The following is a 19,102-nucleotide window of genomic DNA, read 5'->3' on the forward strand; positions in this document are numbered from 1 at the left end:
CATGAAAATAGCTTTAATTAATGAAAATAGCCAAGCCGCAAAAAATAGTATTATCTTTAACGAATTAAAAAAAGTCGCTGACCAAAAGGGTTACGACGTCTTTAATTATGGCATGTATGGTGAGAAAGGCGAAAGCCAATTAACTTATGTTCAAAACGGCCTTTTGGCATCTATCTTACTTAATAGTGGTGCTGCAGACTTTGTTATCACAGGCTGCGGAACAGGGGTCGGTGCAATGTTAGCTTGCAACAGTTTTCCTGGGGTAGTCTGTGGTCTAGCTGTAGACCCAGTTGACGCTTACCTCTTCTCTCAGGTAAACGGTGGAAATGCTCTTTCATTACCTTTTGCCAAAGGCTTCGGTTGGGGCGGAGAACTCAACCTTCGTTATATGTTCGAACGTCTTTTTGAAGAGGAAAAAGGGGGCGGCTATCCAAAAGAACGCGCTGTCCCAGAACAACGAAATGCCCGGATTTTGAATGAAGTCAAAGCATTGACCTATAAAGATCTGATGACCGTACTAACTGACATTGATCAAGATTTCCTAAAAGAAACCATTTCAGGAAAACACTTTAAAGACTATTTCTTTGATAACTGTCAAAACGACGAGATTGCTGACTTCTTAAAAACTCTATTAGCCTAAACAGAACGAAAGGAGGCTTTTCCTCTTATGTCCAAAGTACTTCTATTTGGTGAAGCACTCATTCGTATTAGCCCATCAGCATCTCAAACATTTACAAATCAAGTTCAAACCAATCTATACTACGGAGGCTCAGAAGTTAACATTGCAAGAGCTCTCCAGGGGTTTAAGCAGGATACTCGGCTATTAACAGCGCTACCTAATAATCAGATTGGTAATACTTTTATGACTTTTTTGAGTTCTAATCATATTGATGTTTCAGCAATTCAACAACTTGATCACCGTTTGGGTATCTATTTCGTCCAACCTCCTTATGGTTGCCGACAAGGTGACATTACTTATGATAGAGACTTAAGCTGTCTCCATTATTTGAGGACTAATAACATTGATTTTGATGCACTTTTTGATAACGTTAGTATTTTTCATTTTAGCGGTATCACATTAGCGTTAAGCAACGAGTTAAGAAATATGACTAAGTTACTAATCAAAGAAGCTAAAAAAAGAGAGGTATTGCTCTCCTTAGACCTCAATTTTAGAAGCCATCTTATTGACCCACTCGAAGCAAAGCGCGTCTTTTCAGAATTTGCTAAAGACATTGATATTTGCTTTGGCATAGAACCATTGATGCTTTCAGAAAGTGACACAAGCTTTTTCGATCGTTCCATGGCCAGTCTAGATGATATTAAAACACGGATGGTTGATTTAACTAAGGCATTTGACTTACAAACAATCTTCCACACTAGCCGTCTACAAGACGAGTGGGGACGTAACTGTTATCAGGCTTACCTCTACAACAAGTCTACCGAATTCGCTGTATCAAAAAAAATAACAACGCCAATTTTAGAACGTATTGGTAGCGGTGATGCTTTCGTTGCTGGCGCACTTTACCAGCTATTACAAAACAATCATTCTCAGGATGTTGTCGATTTTGCTGTTGCTGCGGCCAGTCTCAAATGTACCATTTCTGGTGATAATATGTTTGAATCCCCAGAAAATGTCAAAAAAGTACTTAATCAAACTAATGACATTGTCCGTTAAGGAAGAATTTTATGATAAAATCTGAAATACTATTAAAACTTGAGCAACAAAGAGTTGTCGTCGTTATAAGAGGAAATACCAAAGAGCAAGCCATCGAAGCCGCTAAAGCGTGCATAGAAGGTGGCATTACTACTATTGAAGTAGCTTATACTAACTCTGAAGCTAGCCAAGTCATCAAAGCATTGAATGACCTCTACCAAACGAATCAACAGATTATCATCGGAGCTGGAACCGTCTTAGATGCAGAAACTGCTCGATTAGCTATTTTAGCTGGAGCCAAATTTATTGTTTCCCCCTCTTTCAATGCAGATACAGCAAGTCTTTGCAATCGCTACACCGTGCCTTATCTCCCTGGCTGTATGACGTTAACTGAAATTACAACCGCTCTTGAAGCTGGGTGTGAAATTGTAAAAATTTTTCCAGGCGGTAGTTTAGGAACAAGTTTTCTTAAGTCTATCAAAGGCCCCTTGCCACAAGTTCGCCTTATGGTGACAGGCGGAGTCAGCTTGGCCAATGCTCAAGATTGGTTTAATAGCGGAGCTTCCATTATTGGTATCGGAGGCGAATTTAATCAACTAGCAGAAAAACAACAATTTAGTGACATTACAAAAATAGCTACAGAATTTATACAGTTAGCTAAGACTTAGAATATGTCCGCTTGACAGTCACATACAACTGTAAGCATTAATTTATAACAAAAAAAGAACTATCGGTTTTAAACAACTATATTTGTTAAGACTATCCCTCTGACTAAAGCAAAAGCAGCGGTTTTGTGCCACTGCTTTTTGCTTTAGTCAGATAGACTACTGTCCCAAACCTCCAGTTTCTATGCCCTGCATCTAAAAACCAAAAATCCTCTGTCTTGATATGCTTGACGAAGAGCTCAAGTTATTAGTAAAATAAAAACTACTACTCTTGTACTATTTACAGATAACAGTTCAATAACTAACAAAGTCTAATGACCGAAATCATGCAATATTGTCTTTCAGTAAAGCTTCACCAAGAGAACGTCATCTACCTATGACAACATTCCTTTTGGATACAACATAATCCCCCCCAAAAAATAAGTAGAGTAAATTGACTATGACAAAAGAAGAACTAACAGAGACCCAACAAAACATCCATCAGGCTTTCATCACCCTGTGGGAAACTACTTCTGCGGACAAAATTCGTGTAAAGGAAATTTGTGAAAGAACACCCATAGCTCGATCAACATTTTATACCTACTACGACAGCATTGAAGAGCTAAAAATCGATATTGAGGAACGGACAATCCAAAATCTTGTTGACATCAATCGTAAACTCTTTCGACGTCCTATCCAGCAAGTCAGCGATATTTTATTTGTTGAAACGACCTTGGCCTATGTGGTTGCACATCATCACATCTTTCACGCCTTTTTGGTTGCACAGCCAAATCTTGCCTTTACAGAACTCTGGAAAACAGCGATTAAGGAGCAATTTAGTCTACTCTTCCGAGACAACGGCATGAGAAAAGATGACTTCCTATTAGAAATATTTGCGGCAAGTGTCATTGCTGCCATCAGTTACCAATTGAAAAAGCCGGAAATGTCGCTTAATAGCAGAGACATTAGCCAGCTGATTTTCAAGATATTAAGCTAAGCGCGCTTTCTTACCTGTCTTCTTATATAACCACTTAAAGATAAAACCTGGTATGATAAAGCCCATAAAGACTGCAAAGCCATGCACCAAATGTGCCCAAGGCTCTGGGAAGGTTGCTACTATTTTCATCGGTGAAAACCATGGAGACATATTGAGCATAAGTAACCCCATAAAAAGAAGTTGTGGCCAAACATTTTCGCCATATTCCTTACTTTTCTTATAAGTATAGTAAAGGAGTCCTAGTGAGAAAAAGACTTCTAAATGCCAACCGTATTCACCTAGCAATTGCCACCAGCCCCAACCAAGCTTGATAGAAGAGCCAGGATACAGCGCCATATCACCATTGTGAAGCGGTAAGTCTAAGAGCCAGTGCGAAAAGGCAACCAAGCCCGTCGTTACAACAATTTTTCTATCTTTCGTATAAACCGCATAGGCTAGCAAGCCCGCCAAAATGGACCAAACAATTCCCATTAAGAGTGAATGATCCCAGTCGATATAGGTTAAATCAAAATAAAGGTAAGGCTTCGTATTCAGATTAGCATCTACCTTATCAATTCCAGCCATAATAAAGAGACCATTCATAATATCAATCGCTCCTGTTGCCAAAAAGATTGGTAAAACCGGCATTTCTGGTTTTTTTGCCTTTACGGCTGTTGCCACCGCATAATGTCCAAAATACATAAATACCCTCCAGTAATTCTATTATGATGCCTGCTAGTTTACTAGAAAGATGGGAGGAAGTACACGACATTTCTTTTAAAAATGTCTAAACTTTAACAGTTTATAATCAGTTATAGTCAAATGAATTAGCTTTCAGACAAGGAATTGAGACGCAGACAGTACTCGCGTACGGCAAGGCGAAAGTGACGAAGTAGCAAAGTTAATTCAAAAGACTATAATTTCAAAAAATAACTTTTTTGCTATTCGATACATCGTGTTATTTTTTGATTTTGGATGAGTATTAGGCTCATCAAGTAACATAAGAACATCACTTAAACTAAAAATAGAGACTCATCCAAAACGTGAATCTCTATTTTTATTATCTGAGAAATCTTTTTTGTCCCAGACTCATTTTCATTTTTTATTTAAGAAAGAATGATATTGAACTTATCAAACATTAGTGCCATTCCTTAGCCAAATCTCTTCTACAATTAGCTCAAAAGCCTGAAGGTTAAGGACAGGGGCAAAATCCTCAGACTATCTAGCCCATTGCTATAACACTGTTTAGCAATACTAATCCAATAATTTCTGTAATTCTTGTGCTAAGAGTTTAAGTGCTACTTGTGGATTAGCTTGTCCTTTAGTTGCCTTCATAAGGAAGCCTGTAAAGGCCTTATCTGCATTACGTTTTCCGGATTTGAAATCAGCAACTGCTGCTTCGTTATCAGCGAAAACTTGGTGAATAATAGGAATCAAGACTTCTGGATCAGAAATCTGAATCAACCCTGCTTTTTCAACGTATTCGCGTGCTGAACCACCGTTTTTGGCCAAGTGGACAAAAACTTTCTTAGCTATTTTAGATGAAATCGTACCATCTTCAATCAAGCCTAACATTTCAAGAAGATTTTCAGGCGTCAAACCAATTTCTGGTAATGTTTTATTCTCCGCATTGAGAAATTGCGCCACCTCACCTTGAAGCCAGTTAGAAATTTGCTTAGCATCTCCGCCCTGAGCTACTGCTGATTCAAAGAAATCTGACGTTGCTTTAGTAGCTGTCAACTGACTAGCATCATAGGCTGTAAGACCATATTCTGAGGTATATTTAGCACGACGTTCTTTTGGAAATTCTGGCAACTCTGTGCGAATCTCTTCAATCCAGGCATCATCAATTTCATAAAGTGGTAAATCAGGTTCTGGGAAGTAACGATAATCCGCAGCCCCTTCTTTAACACGCATAAGGATAGTTTCGCCAGTCGATTCATCATAACGACGGGTTTCTTGTTGAATTTGTCCACCAGAACGTAAAATTTTAGCTTGACGCTCAATCTCATATTGCAACCCTTTACGAACATAGTTAAATGAGTTAAGGTTTTTTAGCTCTGTCTTAGTACCAAAGGCTTCTTGTCCATAAGGGCGCAGAGAGATATTGGCATCAACACGCATTGACCCTTCTTCCATCTTGACATCTGAAATACCGGTATATTGAATAACTTCCTTCAAGGCCGTCAAATAAGCATAAGCCTCTTCAGGTGAACGCATATCTGCTTCTGAAACAATCTCAATCAGAGGGACACCCTGCCGGTTCAAGTCAACATAAGAGTAACCATCTGTTCCATGCGTGTTTTTACCGGCATCTTCTTCTAGGTGAGCGCGTTCAATACGGATTTTCTTGGTTGAGCCATCTTCTAACTCAACATCAATCCAACCATTGTAACCAATCGGCTCATCAAATTGGGAAATTTGATAAGCTTTTGGATTATCAGGATAGAAATAATTTTTACGGTCAAAATGCATTTCTTGATGAATAGCCATGTTTAAAGCCAAGGATGCTTTAATCCCCGCATCAATAACCCCTTTATTGATAACAGGCAGAACACCTGGAAAAGACCAATCAATGATATTGGTATTACTATTGGCTTCTTGTCCAAAATGTGCTGATGATGGTGAAAAGATTTTAGAATTCGTGTTTAATTCAACGTGAACTTCAAGTCCAATGATTGTTTCAAAATTCATTAATTTTCACCTCCAAAAATCTTAGGTTGTTGTTTGTGATAATCTGTTGTTGCTTCAAATGCTGCAGCTGCTTGATAAATCGTTTCCTCACTGTATTTAGGACCAATCAATTGCAAACCGACTGGCAAGCCATCCACAAAACCTGATGGGATTGAAATTCCTGGAAGACCTGCTAAGTTAACTGGAATAGTCAAGAGATCAGCCAAATACATAGAAACTGGGTCTTTGGATTTATCACCAAAACCAAAAGCTACACTAGGTGTCGTTGGACCCAAAATTAAGTCGTATTTTGCAAAGACTTTTTCAAAATCGCGAATAATCAACGTACGAACTTGACCAGCTTTTTTATAGTAGGCATCATAATACCCTGATGACAAGCTGAAAGTACCAAGCATGATACGGCGTTTCACCTCATCTCCAAAACCTTGACTACGTGTATTGACATAGATTTCATCGAGATTTGTTGCATCTTCGGCACGAAAACCATAGCGAATACCATCAAAACGTTGCAAGTTTGATGATGCTTCTGAAGACGCGATAATGTAATAAACAGCTACACCATATTTACTGTGGGGAAGACTGACTTCTTCTACGATAGCACCAAGTTTTTCAAACTGCTTAGCCGCTGCCAAGATATTGTCCTTAATTTCAGGATCAATCCCTTCGCCAAGGTATTCCTTTGGAAGCGCAATTTTCATACCTTTAATATCTTGACCAATCTTGCTGGTAAAATCGGCCACTTGACTTTTAGTTGATGTCGCATCTTTAGGATCATAGCTTGAAATCACATTCAATAATTGAGCATTCTCTTTAACTGTTGGTGCAAATGGACCAATTTGGTCAAGCGAACTACCAAAGGCAATCAAACCAAAGCGTGATACCATACCATAAGTCGGTTTCATTCCAACCACGCCATTGAAAGCAGCTGGCTGGCGAATGGATCCTCCGGTATCAGAACCGAGTGACAAACGTACTTGGCCAGACGCAACAGCTGCAGCAGAACCACCAGATGACCCACCAGGAACTTTTGTATGGTCCCAGGCATTCTTAGTCTGCTTGAAGTAAGATGTTTCAGTAGAGCCACCCATGGCAAATTCATCCATATTTGCTTTACCAATGACAATCATATCTTTGTCATAAGCATTAGCAACGGCTGTTGCATCAAAAATGGGATCGTAGTTATATAGCATCTTTGATGACGCTGTTGTCAAAATCCCTTTAGTAGAGATATTGTCTTTAACCGCAAGTGGGATACCGCTCATAATATTATCAGCATCAATCCCTTTAGCATCAAGCGTTTGAGCCTGTTTCAAGGCCTCTTCTTCTGCGATAGTGACAAATGATCCCATACGATCTTCGCGAGATTTGATGTCTTCTAAAGTCGCCTTAGTTAGTTCCGTCGCTGAAATTTCCTTTTTAACAAGGAGGTTGTGCAACTCTTCAATTGTCTTATGAGTAAAAGTCATTAAGCATCTCCTCCTTCTTCAAAGATGGCTGGTACTTTAATAAAATAGTCTTTTTCTTCAGGAACATTTTTAAAAAGTTCCTCTCGTGGCTGACCAGCTTTGGCGACATCTTCACGCATAACATTTTTACGATCTGCCATGGTAGTTGTCACTGGCACACCTTCTGTATCAACTTCATTTAACAATTCAACCATATCAACAATTTTTGTCAAACTTTGAGCAAATTCACTGGTTTCTTGATCTGTGAAGCTCAGCTTAGATAACTTAGCAACATGACGTACTTCTTCTTCAGAAATTTTCATTGATTTCTCCTCTATCGTTTTGTAGCTTATTTTTAATCAAAAACAAGAGCTACATCCAGTCTATCCGTTAAATTATACCACAAAAATGAAGATACTCCTATCTCCTAAAATTAAGAAAACACCCCATCCACAATAGACAGGGTGATTAGTTTGATCCGTTATTGTAGCCCCTATACTTCAAGGCCAAGCGGTTTCGCTAAAACGTCAAACGAGCAACTGATGACTTTTAGATACTTCGACTTAATAAGCAGGCTTATCAGCATCAACAGATCCTCTAGACAAGACACAAATAACCATCAAAACATTACCAATACTACAGGTATCAGCATGACAGTTAACACCGACAGCTATCAAAATCTCTGCCAGCAAGAGCTGAATAATAACAGTTATCCGTTCAGAAAAGGCTAACCTTTTCCTTTACTGGCTCCTGGAACCGAGCAAGCGCTCTAATAGATTTTGACTAAGAACTCCTCCAAAGTTAGAAGGTGTAACAACCAGATGTCCAGATAAAAAGTGTTCTTCATCATAACGATCATTAGCAAAAAGGGATAATTGTCATCTTCATAAGCCTTTTTGCTCAAACCAGCAAACAACGACTCACTTTCTTGAGCACTTCTCTCTGGTGTTAGTTATAGCATCAGCCACAAAGTCGATTGTATTAGCGATTGAACGAGGGTTTTAGAGTTAATTATATTCCTTAATTTTATCGAAGATACCTTCATTGATAACTTTAAGGTAAGTCCCTTTCATACCAAGTGAACGACTTTCAATAATACCAGCACTCTCAAGTTTGCGAAGAGCATTAACAATAACTGAGCGTGTGATACCAATCCGATCCGCAATCACTGAGGCTGTCAAACGCCCTTCGGTACCGTCTAGTTCACCAAGAATAGCTGCTACCGCTTTCATTTCTGAGTAAGATAGTGTATTGATGGCCATAGTAACAGCCGTTTGTTTACGGATAGTTTCTTCAAGATTCTCAGTTTGAAGGTTCAACAACTGGATACCCACAACTGTTGAGGCAATTTCTGCAAGAATCAAGTCTTCATCTTTAAAATCCTTGTCATTGCGCCAAATAATCAATGTTCCAAGACGCATGCCGCCTCCGTAAATAGGGGCTATGGTGGTTAAACCATCTGGGAACTCCTCTTGAAGCTCTACCGGGAAAATACTAAGATCATGAGTTACAGGTAAGTTAGCTTCTGTATCGTAAACACGACTAGCAGCTTTGACGTACTCATCGATTAACTTTTTCTCCTCGAACATAGCCTCAACACGGTCGTTATTAGTTTTGTATTTAAGGGCAAACCCAAGGATAGTGCCGCCTCCGTTGATGATACATACATTACAGTCAATAATATCTCCAAGTTGTGTTGCCATTAGGTTATAAGGTAGGTCTCCTTCAAGGCTGTCAACCGAACGTTGAAGAATAGAGGTAATTTTACGCGTTTGTGATAATAAATTAGGCATGATGACCCTTTCTATACTGAAAAATATATTACGAGTAATTATAACAATTGTAGACCAAAAAGGCAAGTAATTATCTGAAAATTACTTACAATAGCGAAAAAAATACGCAATTATCATTTTTTTAATATCTCATTACCATTTTACCAATGTTACCGACGGTATTGTCTCAGAAAGCGCTCCATTTTTGCTTGAATTTCAGCTAATTCTTCGACTCTCGGTAAATAGACAATGCGAAAATGATCTGGATCCTTCCAGTTAAAGCCTCGACCATGGACCAGCATGATTTTTTCTTGTTTCAAAAAGTCCAATACAAATTGTTCATCATCTGGAACATTGTAGACCGTTTTGTCAATTTTAGGAAAAAGATAGAGTCCAGCTTGCGGTTTAACAGCAGATAAGCCTGGAATATCATTGATCGCCTTGGTTACAAATTCTCTTTGTTCATAAAGCCGTCCACCAGGCATCAAAAGTTCATCTACCGACTGATAACCACCTAAGGAGGTTTGGACTACTTGCTGAGCTAAAACGTTAGAACAAAGGCGCATATTGGAAAGCATATCTAGACCTTCAATATAACCTTTCACATGATCTTTACGTCCTGAAAGAACCATCCACCCAACACGAAAACCACAAATGCGATGTGATTTTGATAAGCCATTCATCGTTACCACAAACAAATCAGGTGCCAACGTTGCGATTGGAATATGGTTTGCACCATCAAAGACCATACGGTCATAAATTTCATCAGAAAAAATGAGTAAGTTATGGCGGCGTGCTATAGCCACAATTCCCTCCAAGATCGCTTTAGGATATAAAGCACCCGTGGGATTGTTAGGGTTAATGATAACGATAGCTTTCGTTTTTTTAGAAACTTTAGCTTCCATATCATCTAAATCAGGATACCAATTGGCTGCTTCATCACAAATATAATGCACTGCCTTACCACCAGCTAGACTGACAGCTGCTGTCCACAGTGGGTAATCTGGCATAGGGACTAAGATTTCATCACCATCATCAAGCAAGCCCTGCATGGACATGGTAATCAATTCAGACACACCATTGCCGATATAAATATCATCAATATCAACATTTGGAAACTGCTTGATTTGACAATACTGCATAATCGCTTTGCGGGCTGAAAAAATACCTTTACTGTCAGAATACCCTTCACTATCACGCGCATTCATAATCAAATCTCTAATCACTTCATCTGGCGCTGTAAAGCCAAATTCTGCAGGATTTCCCGTATTTAAGCGAAGAATTTTTTCACCGTTTGCTCGCATTCGATTGGCTTCATCAAGGACAGGTCCTCGAATGTCATAAGCAACATGTTCTAATTTAGATGATTTTTCAAAAGTCTTCATTAGTGTACCTCACGTTTTGCTATTATATCGTAATTTTTAGAAAATAACACGCTTTTTCATTTGTCTTCAAGTGACGTTTTTGGGTAAAATAGCCTTTTCAGAAAACACATTTGAAACGCTTTCATTTTTTAGACAAATAGGTTATAATAGAAACATAAGAATAAGGAGGTCACTTATATGTCTCATCAATACAAAAAAATCCTAGTCGCAATCGACGGCTCTGCAGAATCTGAACTTGCCTTTGAGAAAGCTGTTAACGTTGCTAAACGAAATGAGGCTGCACTATTGTTGACCCATGTTATTGATACACGAGCTCTTCAAAGTGTTGCTACATTTGACGCGACTGTTTATGAAAAATTAGAACGTGAAGCCCATGAATCACTCACTGAATTGGAAAACAAAGCTAGAGCTGCTGGTATCCAAGATGTCCGTCAAATTGTTGAATTTGGCAATCCAAAATCACTACTAGCTATTGATATTCCTGATAAAGAGGAAGCTGACTTGATTATGCTTGGTGCTACCGGTCTCAATGCCTTCGAACGTCTTTTGGTTGGGTCATCATCTGAATACATCCTTCGCAACGCTAAAATAGATATCCTAGTGGTTCGCGATAAAGACAAAGTTTTGTAATGCTCACGACACCTCAGGTAGTAGGAAGCTTAAAACTGTAAGATAAAAATTAGTTCTCAATAGAGGAAACTCTTGGAAAGGATGATGCAATGCCCTTTCTGAGAGTTTTCTTCTTAAATAAAAAATTGAAGAAAATAGTCTTTTCTTCAACCGACACTTCTAGACTCCAGCCTAGAAGTTTTTATTGTGTTCGCTGCAATGATTTTTGGATTTGACGGTCCAATTCTTTTTTAATAGCTGGTTCTGGTGCAAATTTTTTCTCCCAATCATCTGGTTTCAGAATTTTATGGGTGTGCGAATCATAGTGGGCTTTACCATCTGGGAATATTTTACCCATGTTCGCCTCGTGAACAATATCAAAGAATGGTTTTGGATCAACCCCCATTAAGACAAATGACCCATAAGTGAAATAAAGCAGATCTGTCAAGGCATCCACTTCTCCCACTAACGGTGTTTCCGGATGGGGTTTACGTTGTACTTTTTGAGCCGCCTTGTCAACCTCTGCATGAAGATTCAAAATAGCTTGGGTAAAATCGTGATGATCCCCTTGGCTAGCAGCATAGAGAAATTCAACAATTTCTTCTACCTTGAAGTTAGCACGATTGCCACCCTCATTAATATTATAGAGACGAGGGGTATGGTTAACCGAACCATCCATGAGGAGATGAAAATCCTTAGCTTTATTGAAATTGTCATCTCGACTCTTAAATCCTTCTTCAGGATCCAAATGAATTAAGCCATGATGTGCTAGAGCTTTTGAGATCCCATCTCGGTTATTACTATCTGTCGTGTAGTTAGCGATGGACTTTAATTTATCCTGACCATTCCCCATAGCAACGCCAATACCAACACCTGTGAGCATCTCCATGTCATTTTCTGAATCACCGAATGCCATGACCTCATCTAGATCAAAATCAAAAATGTCGCCGATTTTCTCAATACCTTTAATTTTAGATTGTCCGTCAGAAATTAAATCAATTGAGTAAGGACTGGAACGTGTGATGGTAATCTGAGGAAACTTGTCGCGCAGCTTTTGACTTTCCCCTTGCGTTGCAACCAGTACAATTTGAAAGACTGGCTCTCTCATTATGGTCTTAAGATAATCAATATTTTGAGGTTTGATGCGACGAATAATTTTTTTGAAGCTATTTTCGACAGTCTTCGTTAATTTCTTAGGCACCAATCGACTGACAATCTGTCCAAAGGTACTGGTCCCCATTTCAATTAACCCCGAGCCCACTAAACCAGAAGCTGTTCCTAAAGAAATTTCACGTTTTTTATCACCAGCATAACGAATCACTCGATAAATAAGCGATTTTGGTAACTGATTTTGGTAAAGAATCTTATCTCTTGTAAAAATATACTGACCATTATAAGTTACAGCAAAATCAAGGCCTAAGTTATCCATAAAAGGTTGCACAAAACCAGGACCTCGCCCAGTTGCTACACCGACAAGAATCCCTTGCTCTTTTAAACTTTTAATAGCTAAAACAGTTGCTTTTTCAACGCGTTTACTGTCATTTAATAGGGTGCCATCAATATCAAAAAAAACTGCCTTGATTGCCAACTTAATTCTCCCATTTTCCGAATTATGATAGAATAAATTATAACATAATTTTGAAAGAAGTCTTTTTTAATGGTAAAAAATATACTCGTTCTCCACACTGGAGGCACTATTTCCATGACTGCTGATGAAATGGGAAATGTCAACTCATCTGCAGATAATCCAATGAACCACGTCGCTGTGGAACTGGATGATTATAACATCACAACCATCGATATTTTTAACGTTCCTAGTCCTCACATCACTGAAAAACACATGTTTGAACTTTACCGCAAAATAAAAGAAATCGGTGATCGATTCGATGGCGTTGTCATTACCCACGGTACCGATACTTTAGAAGAAACAGCCTATTTTCTTGATACCATGAATCTCCCCAACATCCCAATTGTTATTACGGGTGCTATGCGCTCATCCAACGAGCTTGGCAGTGACGGTATTTACAATTACCTTTCTGCCCTTCGGGTTGCAGGAAATCCAAAATCAGTTGGAAAGGGAGTCCTTGTGGTCATGAATGATGACATTCATGCCGCTAAGTATGTTACCAAGACTCACACAACTAATGTTTCCACCTTCCAAACACCCACTCACGGACCCTTGGGCATTATTATGAAAAATGAAATTCTCTTTTTTCAGATTGCTGAAACACGCGTACGTTTTGATTTGAACGCCATTGATGGGACAATCCCTATTATCAAATCCTATGCGGGTATGGGAAATGGTATTCTAAGTTTACTGAGAGCCAGTCATATTGATGGTGTCGTCATTGAAGCGCTTGGTGCCGGAAATCTACCTCCCGAAGCCGCTGAATCGCTAACAACATTGGCTAAAGAAGGCTTACCCGTCGTCCTAGTATCGCGATGTTTCAATGGTATCGCTGAGCCTGTCTATGCCTATCGAGGAGGTGGCGTGGATTTGGCTAACAATGGCATCATGTTTGTCAAAGAACTTAATAGCCAAAAAGCCCGCCTTAAGCTACTCATTGCTCTCAATGCCCAGCTAAAAGGACAAGCATTGAAAGAATACATCGAAGGGTAACAAGAGATACCTTTTGATAAGCTAGAAAACATCGACTCGTTACACAATAACAGAGACTGAGCAAAAACGCCAAACTCAGCCCTTCTTTTGTAAAACGAGCAATTTAAAAAGCATAGAATCGACGTCTTTAGCAACGCCGTTCTATGCTTTTTCTATATTCTGATATTTTTGCTCAGTCTCCTTTGACAGCAAATGATTTTCCTTCACAAAGGCTCTCATTTATCCTGCAAATAGTGAGCAATACAAACCAATCAGTAAACGTCCGCTGATGAAAAGAATTAGCCACTGTCAAAATGATACACTAAAGCCACCAATTATAATTGCGTTAGACTACGAGATACAGTTGACAGGATAGAAACTACAACAAACAGAAATATTTTTTGCCATCTGGTCATATCTGAATGCTACCCTAATGTCACGTCAATCGCAAAAACAATGGAGCCCACTAATCCTTAACTTTTCAAATAAAATAGGACCTGCTGGAAATACAAAATGATAGATGCCACTGTCAATTAAACGAGGAATTTAGAATAAGAGCAACTAAAAACATAAGACATTCCCAAAAATGTGCTTTGGAAGATTTGGGTCTTGGTTCTATATCAATCCTTTAAGGCAAAATATGGCCTGCTTTAGTATAAATGTCATACCACTCAGGACGTGATAACTCAATCTTTTCAGCTTCCGCGATACGTTTGATACGATCAGGATTCATCGAACCAATAATGGTTTGAATCTTAGCAGGATGACGTAAAATCCAAGCCACAATAATCGCTTCATCAGAGACACCATACTTATCTGCCAATGCTGTTATAGTATCGTTTAACTCCTTGTAATCAGAATTTCCTGAGAATAAGCCTTTTGAGAGATCAATCTGGAAAGGAGACCAGGCTTGAATAGTCACCTTATTCAAACGACAATAGTCAATAATACCCCCGTCTCGGTCGTTTGCGCCCGATGTTGTCATATTTACTTCAAGACCTGATGAAATCATCGGAGCATGAACTGGTGATAATTGCAACTGATTGACAGCCAGAGGTTCCTCTAAATAGGACTGTAAGAATTCCATTTGGCTACGATTTTGATTGCTAACACCAAAATAACGGACTTTTCCAGCTGTTTTCAATTGCGTAAAAGCTTCCGCCACTTCTTCAGGTTCCCACAAAGCATCTGGTCGATGGAGCACTAGAAAATCAAGATATTCCGTCTCTAAACGTTTCAAAATACCATCAACGGATGTTAGGATATGATCTTTTGAAAAATCAAAGAACCCTTTGCGGATACCACACTTTGATTGTAATATCACATCTTCACGTTTAACATTAAGCTTTTTCATAGCGTTACTAAAACGAATTTCAGATTCTCCACCACCATAAATATCCGCATGATCAAAGAAGTTGACACCACTCTCCAACGAAGCTGAAATAACTTTTTCGGCTTCATTAATATCAAGAGCATTCATGCGCATAGCACCTAAGGCAATACGTGATCCCTTTACACCTGTTTGTCCAATATTTTGTAACATAGCAGCTCCTTTAAAAGACTATTTTTATTTTAAGAAAAGTATAGCATTTTTTAGATAAATTTTCATTAGGTCAAATAAGAAAAAATCAACTTTAATCGTTAAAAAAAGTCCAAGCAAAAATTGAAAGCGATTCAAATGCGTTTGATTTTTTTTATTTTTAATAAAAAATTCGCTTTTTCTTTAAAAACTATCTTGAATTTTTACAGTTGACATAGTAAACTAACTATGGACACATTTTTAACATTTTCACTAATTAAGGAGTTAGGTTATGATGAAAAAGAAAGTTGCTTTAAAGAGTAGTATTTTAGCTGTTGTAGCTGGCTTTGGTCTTATGGCTGGTAGCGTTTATGCCGATCAAGAAGCGATTCAAATTTTAGGAGTTAATGATTTCCATGGGGCTCTAGATACAACTGGCTCTGCCTATATGCCTGATGGTAAAGTTTCTAATGCTGGTACAGCGGCTCAATTAGACGCTTATATGGATGATGCGGAAAAAGAATTTACTGCTGAAAACCCCGATTCTACATCACTTCGTGTCCAAGCTGGTGATATGGTAGGGGCTAGTCCTGCCAATTCTGGATTACTTCAAGACGAACCAACAATTAAAGCCTTCAATAAAATGGGATTTGACTATGGAACAATCGGTAATCATGAATTTGACGAAGGTTTAGATGAGTTCCATCGCATCACAACAGGTGAAGCACCTTCTGCTGATGCCGGCTTCAATGATATTGTCTATGATTACCAACACGTTCGCGCAACGCAAGAAACTGTCATCGCCAATGTTATTGACAAAACAACCCGCGAGATTCCACATAACTGGAAGCCATACGCTATCCGAGAAGTACCAATCAATGACAAAATTGTTAAAGTTGGTTTCATCGGTATTGTGACGAAAGAAATCCCTAACCTAGTATTACGCCAAAATTATGAACAGTATGAATTCTTAGATGAAGCTGAAACCATAGCTGCCTATGCTCTAGAATTACAGAAAAAAGGGGTAAAAGCTATTGTTGTTCTTGCCCACGTCCCAGCTGTCAATAATGGAGAGGCTGTTGAAGGTGAAGCAGCAGATATTATGAAACGTGTTTCTGAGATTTTCCCAGAACATAGTGTTGATATCCTATTTGCAGGCCACAATCACCAGTATACAAACGGCGTTGTCGGCAACACTCGCATCGTTCAAGCTTTATCACAAGGCAAGGCCTACGCTGATGTGCGTGGTATCCTTGACACTGATACACAAGATTTTGTTGCTGTCCCAAATGCTGAAGTCATCGCAGTTGCTCCTGGTGTCAAAACTGGTAGTGAAGATATCCAAGCTATCGTTGACGAAGCCAATGCTATCGTAAAACAAGTAACTGACGCTAAAATCGGTACTGCTGCTACTTCAGAATTGATTAGTCGTGATGTTAATGAATTCAAAGAAAGTCCCGTTGGAAACCTTGTCACAACTGCTCAACTAGCAATTGCTAATCAAGAGTCAGAGACCCCAGTAGACTTTGCAATGACTAATAACGGTGGTATCCGTTCAGACTTACTAGTCGCTGAAGATGGAACCATTACCTGGGGAGCAGCACAAGCCGTGCAACCTTTCGGTAATATCCTTCAAATTGTTCAAATGACCGGTGAAGACATTTACAAAGTTCTTAATGAACAATACGATGAAAAACAAAAATATTTCCTTCAAATGTCTGGTCTTAAATACACCTTTACTGATAATCCTGAAGGCGGGGAAGAAACACCATATAAAGTGGTCAAAGCCTACAAATCTAATGGCGAAGAGATTGATCCAAACAAAACTTACACCCTAGTGATCAATGACTTCCTCTTTGGCGGTGGTGATGGGTTTGCAGGCTTCCGAAATGCAAAATTAATTGGGGCTATCAATCCTGATACTGAAACCTTTATCAAATACATTCAACAGCAAGAAGCTAAAGGTGAGAAAATTACAACAGGTTTTGGAAATGTTAAAACCTACTTAGCTGAGGTTCCTGATGATGCGGTTGATTCAGATGACACAACAACAGGACCTAATACTCCAAATAACCCTTCCACTTCAACAACTCAAACAAACTTACCTGGTGATGGACAAATGACCAACCAATTACCAGCTTCCCACAGTATCCAAAACAAAGCAATCGTCTTAACACTTGGGAATAAAAAAGCTGCAGCTAAATCAGAAAATCATTATGAAAGTAAAGCAGTCAGTCTTCCAGAAACTGGTGAAAATACTTCTGCAAGCTTTATCCTAGCTGGAATCAGCATTTTAGGAATGGCTGGACTAGTTGTTAAACGCAAAAACAATTAGGCTACAGATTTAGTCCCATCAAAATACTCCTCCTTGGTGATTCAAGGAGGAGTATTTTTCTCTTATTAATGACGGTGGCAAGAACATTGGCCAGGAAGGCATTGGCAAATCACCTTATCCACTGCTTCAGACTTTTTAGTATCTAGCAGTTTCTCAAGATCTGCGATATCTCGCAAAGTCATCGGTGTATCCAGCAATAACCTTTCAATTAGTAACTTATGATTCGTAACACAAATTTTAGAAAAGGTATCTGAAACACTCGTCCATTGACCCATCTCTTCGGAAATCAAGGCTCTGTACCAAAAACGACGGCCCTCACGACGACTAGCTAACAACTCTTTTTCAACCAAACGGGTTATCATAGTCTTTATAGTTGAATCCGACCAATCATGATTCTGTTGCAAAACATCAATGATAAAGGCACTGGTTGCTTCCTTAGATGCCCAAACAACCTTCATAACCTCCCATTCAGCATTTGAAATCTGTGGCATGATAATCTCCTTGTTTACAATTGTAAATAAATTTTACCCCATCTGTTTGTTAGTGTCAAACTTCATACACTAGGTGATTTGATACCGTGAACAAATCATCTTAACGGTAAAACCCAATCCTTAAACTTGTTCTTTCAAATCTCCTGAGGTTGACAAAACTTTTTTGGACCTGTGTAACTTTGAGGATCAAGATAAAAAGGTCCAATGGACCTTTTAGAATGTTAATTATCTTTACGGTCTAAATGACGTAATAATTCGTCAATTTTATTACCGTATTCAATAGACTCATCTTTTTCAAAAGATAAATCAGGAATCTTGTACATGTGTAAGTTTTTACCTAGTTCACGTTTGATAGTTCCTGTGGCTTTTTCTAAACCAATTTGAGCTTTTTGATTATCAGAAGCCAGTTCACTGTGGATTGTATAGTAAACTTTTGCCAATGATAAATCACCCAACATTTGAACATCTGTGATGGTAACATCCTGAACACGAGGGTCACGAACCTTGAGACGCAGGATTTCATTGACTTCGCGTTTGATTTCCATCCCAACGCGATCAACACGATGATTTGCCATAATATGATACCTACTCCATTAGAGGAGCTATTCTAGATAGCTACAAGATTGACAATATAATTGTGATAACTTCGGCTAGCTTTTGAAATAGTTCCTAAAAGAGAGTCCTTCCTTTCATTTTATTTAATAAGCCTTCATGAAAAACAAAAATGATTAAGCATGCCTGCCCTTAAATAGTTACAAATATAGAAACCATTATCTTATTTTTCGAAGAGCGTTTAATAGATTGTAATGTTTAAGAGTCAACTGTAGTCTTTTGAATTAACTTTGATAGATCGTCACTTTCGACTTGCCGTACACGAGTACTGTCTGCGTCTTTCTGTTCCTTGTCTGAAAGCTAATTCATTTGACTATATTTTCAAGAAAAGCTAGGCTACTCACCTAGCTTTTTAATTATCTATTCG

At 38.7% G+C, this 19,102-nt stretch carries 17 protein-coding genes; 7 read left to right on the top strand and 10 right to left on the bottom strand.

All coding sequences use genetic code 11. The features are described from left to right. The first annotated feature begins 1 nt into the window (after position 1). The 4 genes from ABP870_RS05130 to ABP870_RS05145 all read left to right on the top strand — a co-directional run bounded on the left by ABP870_RS05130 (position 2) and on the right by ABP870_RS05145 (position 3,295). A complete protein-coding gene (locus ABP870_RS05130) occupies positions 2-640 on the top strand; it encodes an RpiB/LacA/LacB family sugar-phosphate isomerase (RefSeq protein ID WP_350014395.1) in 639 nt (212 codons plus the stop codon). Between the two features lie 27 nt (positions 641-667). After that, a complete protein-coding gene (locus ABP870_RS05135) occupies positions 668-1,675 on the top strand; it encodes a sugar kinase (protein ID WP_350014396.1) in 1,008 nt (335 codons plus the stop codon). Positions 1,676-1,686: 11 nt separating this feature from the next. Next, positions 1,687-2,322, top strand: coding sequence for a bifunctional 2-keto-4-hydroxyglutarate aldolase/2-keto-3-deoxy-6-phosphogluconate aldolase (locus tag ABP870_RS05140; RefSeq protein ID WP_350014397.1), 636 nt, complete (start codon positions 1,687-1,689; stop codon positions 2,320-2,322). A 436-nt stretch (positions 2,323-2,758) separates the two neighbouring features. Beyond that, complete coding sequence (locus ABP870_RS05145) at positions 2,759-3,295, top strand: TetR/AcrR family transcriptional regulator (RefSeq protein ID WP_350014398.1); 537 nt, start codon at positions 2,759-2,761, stop codon at positions 3,293-3,295. On the opposite strand, the gene ABP870_RS05150 is transcribed toward ABP870_RS05145, so the two are convergent. The 6 genes from ABP870_RS05150 to ABP870_RS05175 all read right to left on the bottom strand — a co-directional run bounded on the left by ABP870_RS05150 (position 3,287) and on the right by ABP870_RS05175 (position 10,570). Beyond that, a complete protein-coding gene (locus ABP870_RS05150) occupies positions 3,287-3,976 on the bottom strand; it encodes a hypothetical protein (RefSeq protein ID WP_350014399.1) in 690 nt (229 codons plus the stop codon). The genes ABP870_RS05145 and ABP870_RS05150 overlap by 9 nt on opposite strands. Positions 3,977-4,528: 552 nt before the next feature. Continuing rightward, entirely contained in the window at positions 4,529-5,968 is a 1,440-nt protein-coding gene (gene gatB, locus ABP870_RS05155) for an Asp-tRNA(Asn)/Glu-tRNA(Gln) amidotransferase subunit GatB (RefSeq protein WP_350014400.1), read from the bottom strand. Continuing rightward, positions 5,968-7,434, bottom strand: coding sequence for an Asp-tRNA(Asn)/Glu-tRNA(Gln) amidotransferase subunit GatA (gene gatA, locus ABP870_RS05160; protein ID WP_350014401.1), 1,467 nt, complete (start codon positions 7,432-7,434; stop codon positions 5,968-5,970). Before gatA ends, gatB begins: the two co-directional genes overlap by 1 nt. Further along, positions 7,434-7,736, bottom strand: a complete 303-nt coding sequence (gatC, locus tag ABP870_RS05165) for an Asp-tRNA(Asn)/Glu-tRNA(Gln) amidotransferase subunit GatC (protein ID WP_350014402.1) — start codon at positions 7,734-7,736, stop codon at positions 7,434-7,436. The genes gatA and gatC overlap by 1 nt, the downstream gene beginning before the upstream one ends. A 684-nt stretch (positions 7,737-8,420) precedes the next feature. Then, entirely contained in the window at positions 8,421-9,206 is a 786-nt protein-coding gene (gene codY, locus ABP870_RS05170) for a GTP-sensing pleiotropic transcriptional regulator CodY (protein WP_350014403.1), read from the bottom strand. 149 nt (positions 9,207-9,355) lie between these two features. Then, positions 9,356-10,570, bottom strand: coding sequence for a pyridoxal phosphate-dependent aminotransferase (locus ABP870_RS05175; RefSeq protein ID WP_350014404.1), 1,215 nt, complete (start codon positions 10,568-10,570; stop codon positions 9,356-9,358). Positions 10,571-10,747: 177 nt separating this feature from the next. Between ABP870_RS05175 and ABP870_RS05180 the strand changes: the two genes are divergently transcribed. Then, complete coding sequence (locus ABP870_RS05180) at positions 10,748-11,200, top strand: universal stress protein (protein ID WP_350014405.1); 453 nt, start codon at positions 10,748-10,750, stop codon at positions 11,198-11,200. 181 nt (positions 11,201-11,381) lie between these two features. Here ABP870_RS05180 and ABP870_RS05185 read toward each other — a convergent pair whose 3' ends face one another. Next, positions 11,382-12,767, bottom strand: a complete 1,386-nt coding sequence (locus tag ABP870_RS05185; protein WP_350014406.1) for a Cof-type HAD-IIB family hydrolase — start codon at positions 12,765-12,767, stop codon at positions 11,382-11,384. A 69-nt stretch (positions 12,768-12,836) separates the two neighbouring features. Here ABP870_RS05185 and ABP870_RS05190 point away from each other — a divergent pair, with 69 nt between their 5' ends. Next, positions 12,837-13,799, top strand: a complete 963-nt coding sequence (locus tag ABP870_RS05190) for an asparaginase (protein ID WP_350014407.1) — start codon at positions 12,837-12,839, stop codon at positions 13,797-13,799. 607 nt (positions 13,800-14,406) lie between these two features. On the opposite strand, the gene ABP870_RS05195 is transcribed toward ABP870_RS05190, so the two are convergent. Further along, positions 14,407-15,321 carry an aldo/keto reductase gene (locus tag ABP870_RS05195; protein WP_350014408.1) on the bottom strand — a complete coding sequence of 305 codons (915 nt, stop codon included), beginning with the start codon at positions 15,319-15,321 and terminating at the stop codon, positions 14,407-14,409. A 271-nt stretch (positions 15,322-15,592) separates the two neighbouring features. Here ABP870_RS05195 and ABP870_RS05200 point away from each other — a divergent pair, with 271 nt between their 5' ends. Further along, positions 15,593-17,632, top strand: coding sequence for a surface-anchored 5'-nucleotidase (locus ABP870_RS05200; RefSeq protein ID WP_350014445.1), 2,040 nt, complete (start codon positions 15,593-15,595; stop codon positions 17,630-17,632). Positions 17,633-17,697: 65 nt separating this feature from the next. Here the strand turns inward: ABP870_RS05200 and ABP870_RS05205 are convergent, their stop codons facing one another. Both ABP870_RS05205 and rbfA read right to left on the bottom strand, forming a co-directional pair. Then, positions 17,698-18,123 carry a CopY/TcrY family copper transport repressor gene (locus ABP870_RS05205; protein WP_350014409.1) on the bottom strand — a complete coding sequence of 142 codons (426 nt, stop codon included), beginning with the start codon at positions 18,121-18,123 and terminating at the stop codon, positions 17,698-17,700. A gap of 221 nt (positions 18,124-18,344) precedes the next feature. After that, positions 18,345-18,698 (bottom strand): 30S ribosome-binding factor RbfA, encoded by a 354-nt coding sequence (gene rbfA, locus ABP870_RS05210; RefSeq protein WP_350014410.1) that lies wholly within the window; start codon positions 18,696-18,698, stop codon positions 18,345-18,347. Between the last annotated feature and the right edge of the window lie 404 nt (positions 18,699-19,102).

The organism is Streptococcus jiangjianxini, assembly GCF_040225085.1.
GTDB classification, from domain to species: domain Bacteria; phylum Bacillota; class Bacilli; order Lactobacillales; family Streptococcaceae; genus Streptococcus; species Streptococcus jiangjianxini.

Bases quoted from the DNA above. Each gene is read 5' to 3' on its own strand.
- ABP870_RS05130 (WP_350014395.1), top strand. From the start codon at position 2: ATGAAAATAGCTTTAATTAATGAAAATAGCCAAGCCGCAAAAAATAGT.
- ABP870_RS05135 (WP_350014396.1), top strand. From the start codon at position 668: ATGTCCAAAGTACTTCTATTTGGTGAAGCACTCATTCGTATTAGCCCA.
- ABP870_RS05140 (WP_350014397.1), top strand. From the start codon at position 1,687: ATGATAAAATCTGAAATACTATTAAAACTTGAGCAACAAAGAGTTGTC.
- ABP870_RS05145 (WP_350014398.1), top strand. From the start codon at position 2,759: ATGACAAAAGAAGAACTAACAGAGACCCAACAAAACATCCATCAGGCT.
- ABP870_RS05150 (WP_350014399.1), bottom strand. From the start codon at position 3,976: ATGTATTTTGGACATTATGCGGTGGCAACAGCCGTAAAGGCAAAAAAA.
- gatB (WP_350014400.1), bottom strand. From the start codon at position 5,968: ATGAATTTTGAAACAATCATTGGACTTGAAGTTCACGTTGAATTAAAC.
- gatA (WP_350014401.1), bottom strand. From the start codon at position 7,434: ATGACTTTTACTCATAAGACAATTGAAGAGTTGCACAACCTCCTTGTT.
- gatC (WP_350014402.1), bottom strand. From the start codon at position 7,736: ATGAAAATTTCTGAAGAAGAAGTACGTCATGTTGCTAAGTTATCTAAG.
- codY (WP_350014403.1), bottom strand. From the start codon at position 9,206: ATGCCTAATTTATTATCACAAACGCGTAAAATTACCTCTATTCTTCAA.
- ABP870_RS05175 (WP_350014404.1), bottom strand. From the start codon at position 10,570: ATGAAGACTTTTGAAAAATCATCTAAATTAGAACATGTTGCTTATGAC.
- ABP870_RS05180 (WP_350014405.1), top strand. From the start codon at position 10,748: ATGTCTCATCAATACAAAAAAATCCTAGTCGCAATCGACGGCTCTGCA.
- ABP870_RS05190 (WP_350014407.1), top strand. From the start codon at position 12,837: ATGGTAAAAAATATACTCGTTCTCCACACTGGAGGCACTATTTCCATG.
- ABP870_RS05195 (WP_350014408.1), bottom strand. From the start codon at position 15,321: ATGTTACAAAATATTGGACAAACAGGTGTAAAGGGATCACGTATTGCC.
- ABP870_RS05200 (WP_350014445.1), top strand. From the start codon at position 15,593: ATGAAAAAGAAAGTTGCTTTAAAGAGTAGTATTTTAGCTGTTGTAGCT.
- ABP870_RS05205 (WP_350014409.1), bottom strand. From the start codon at position 18,123: ATGCCACAGATTTCAAATGCTGAATGGGAGGTTATGAAGGTTGTTTGG.
- rbfA (WP_350014410.1), bottom strand. From the start codon at position 18,698: ATGGCAAATCATCGTGTTGATCGCGTTGGGATGGAAATCAAACGCGAA.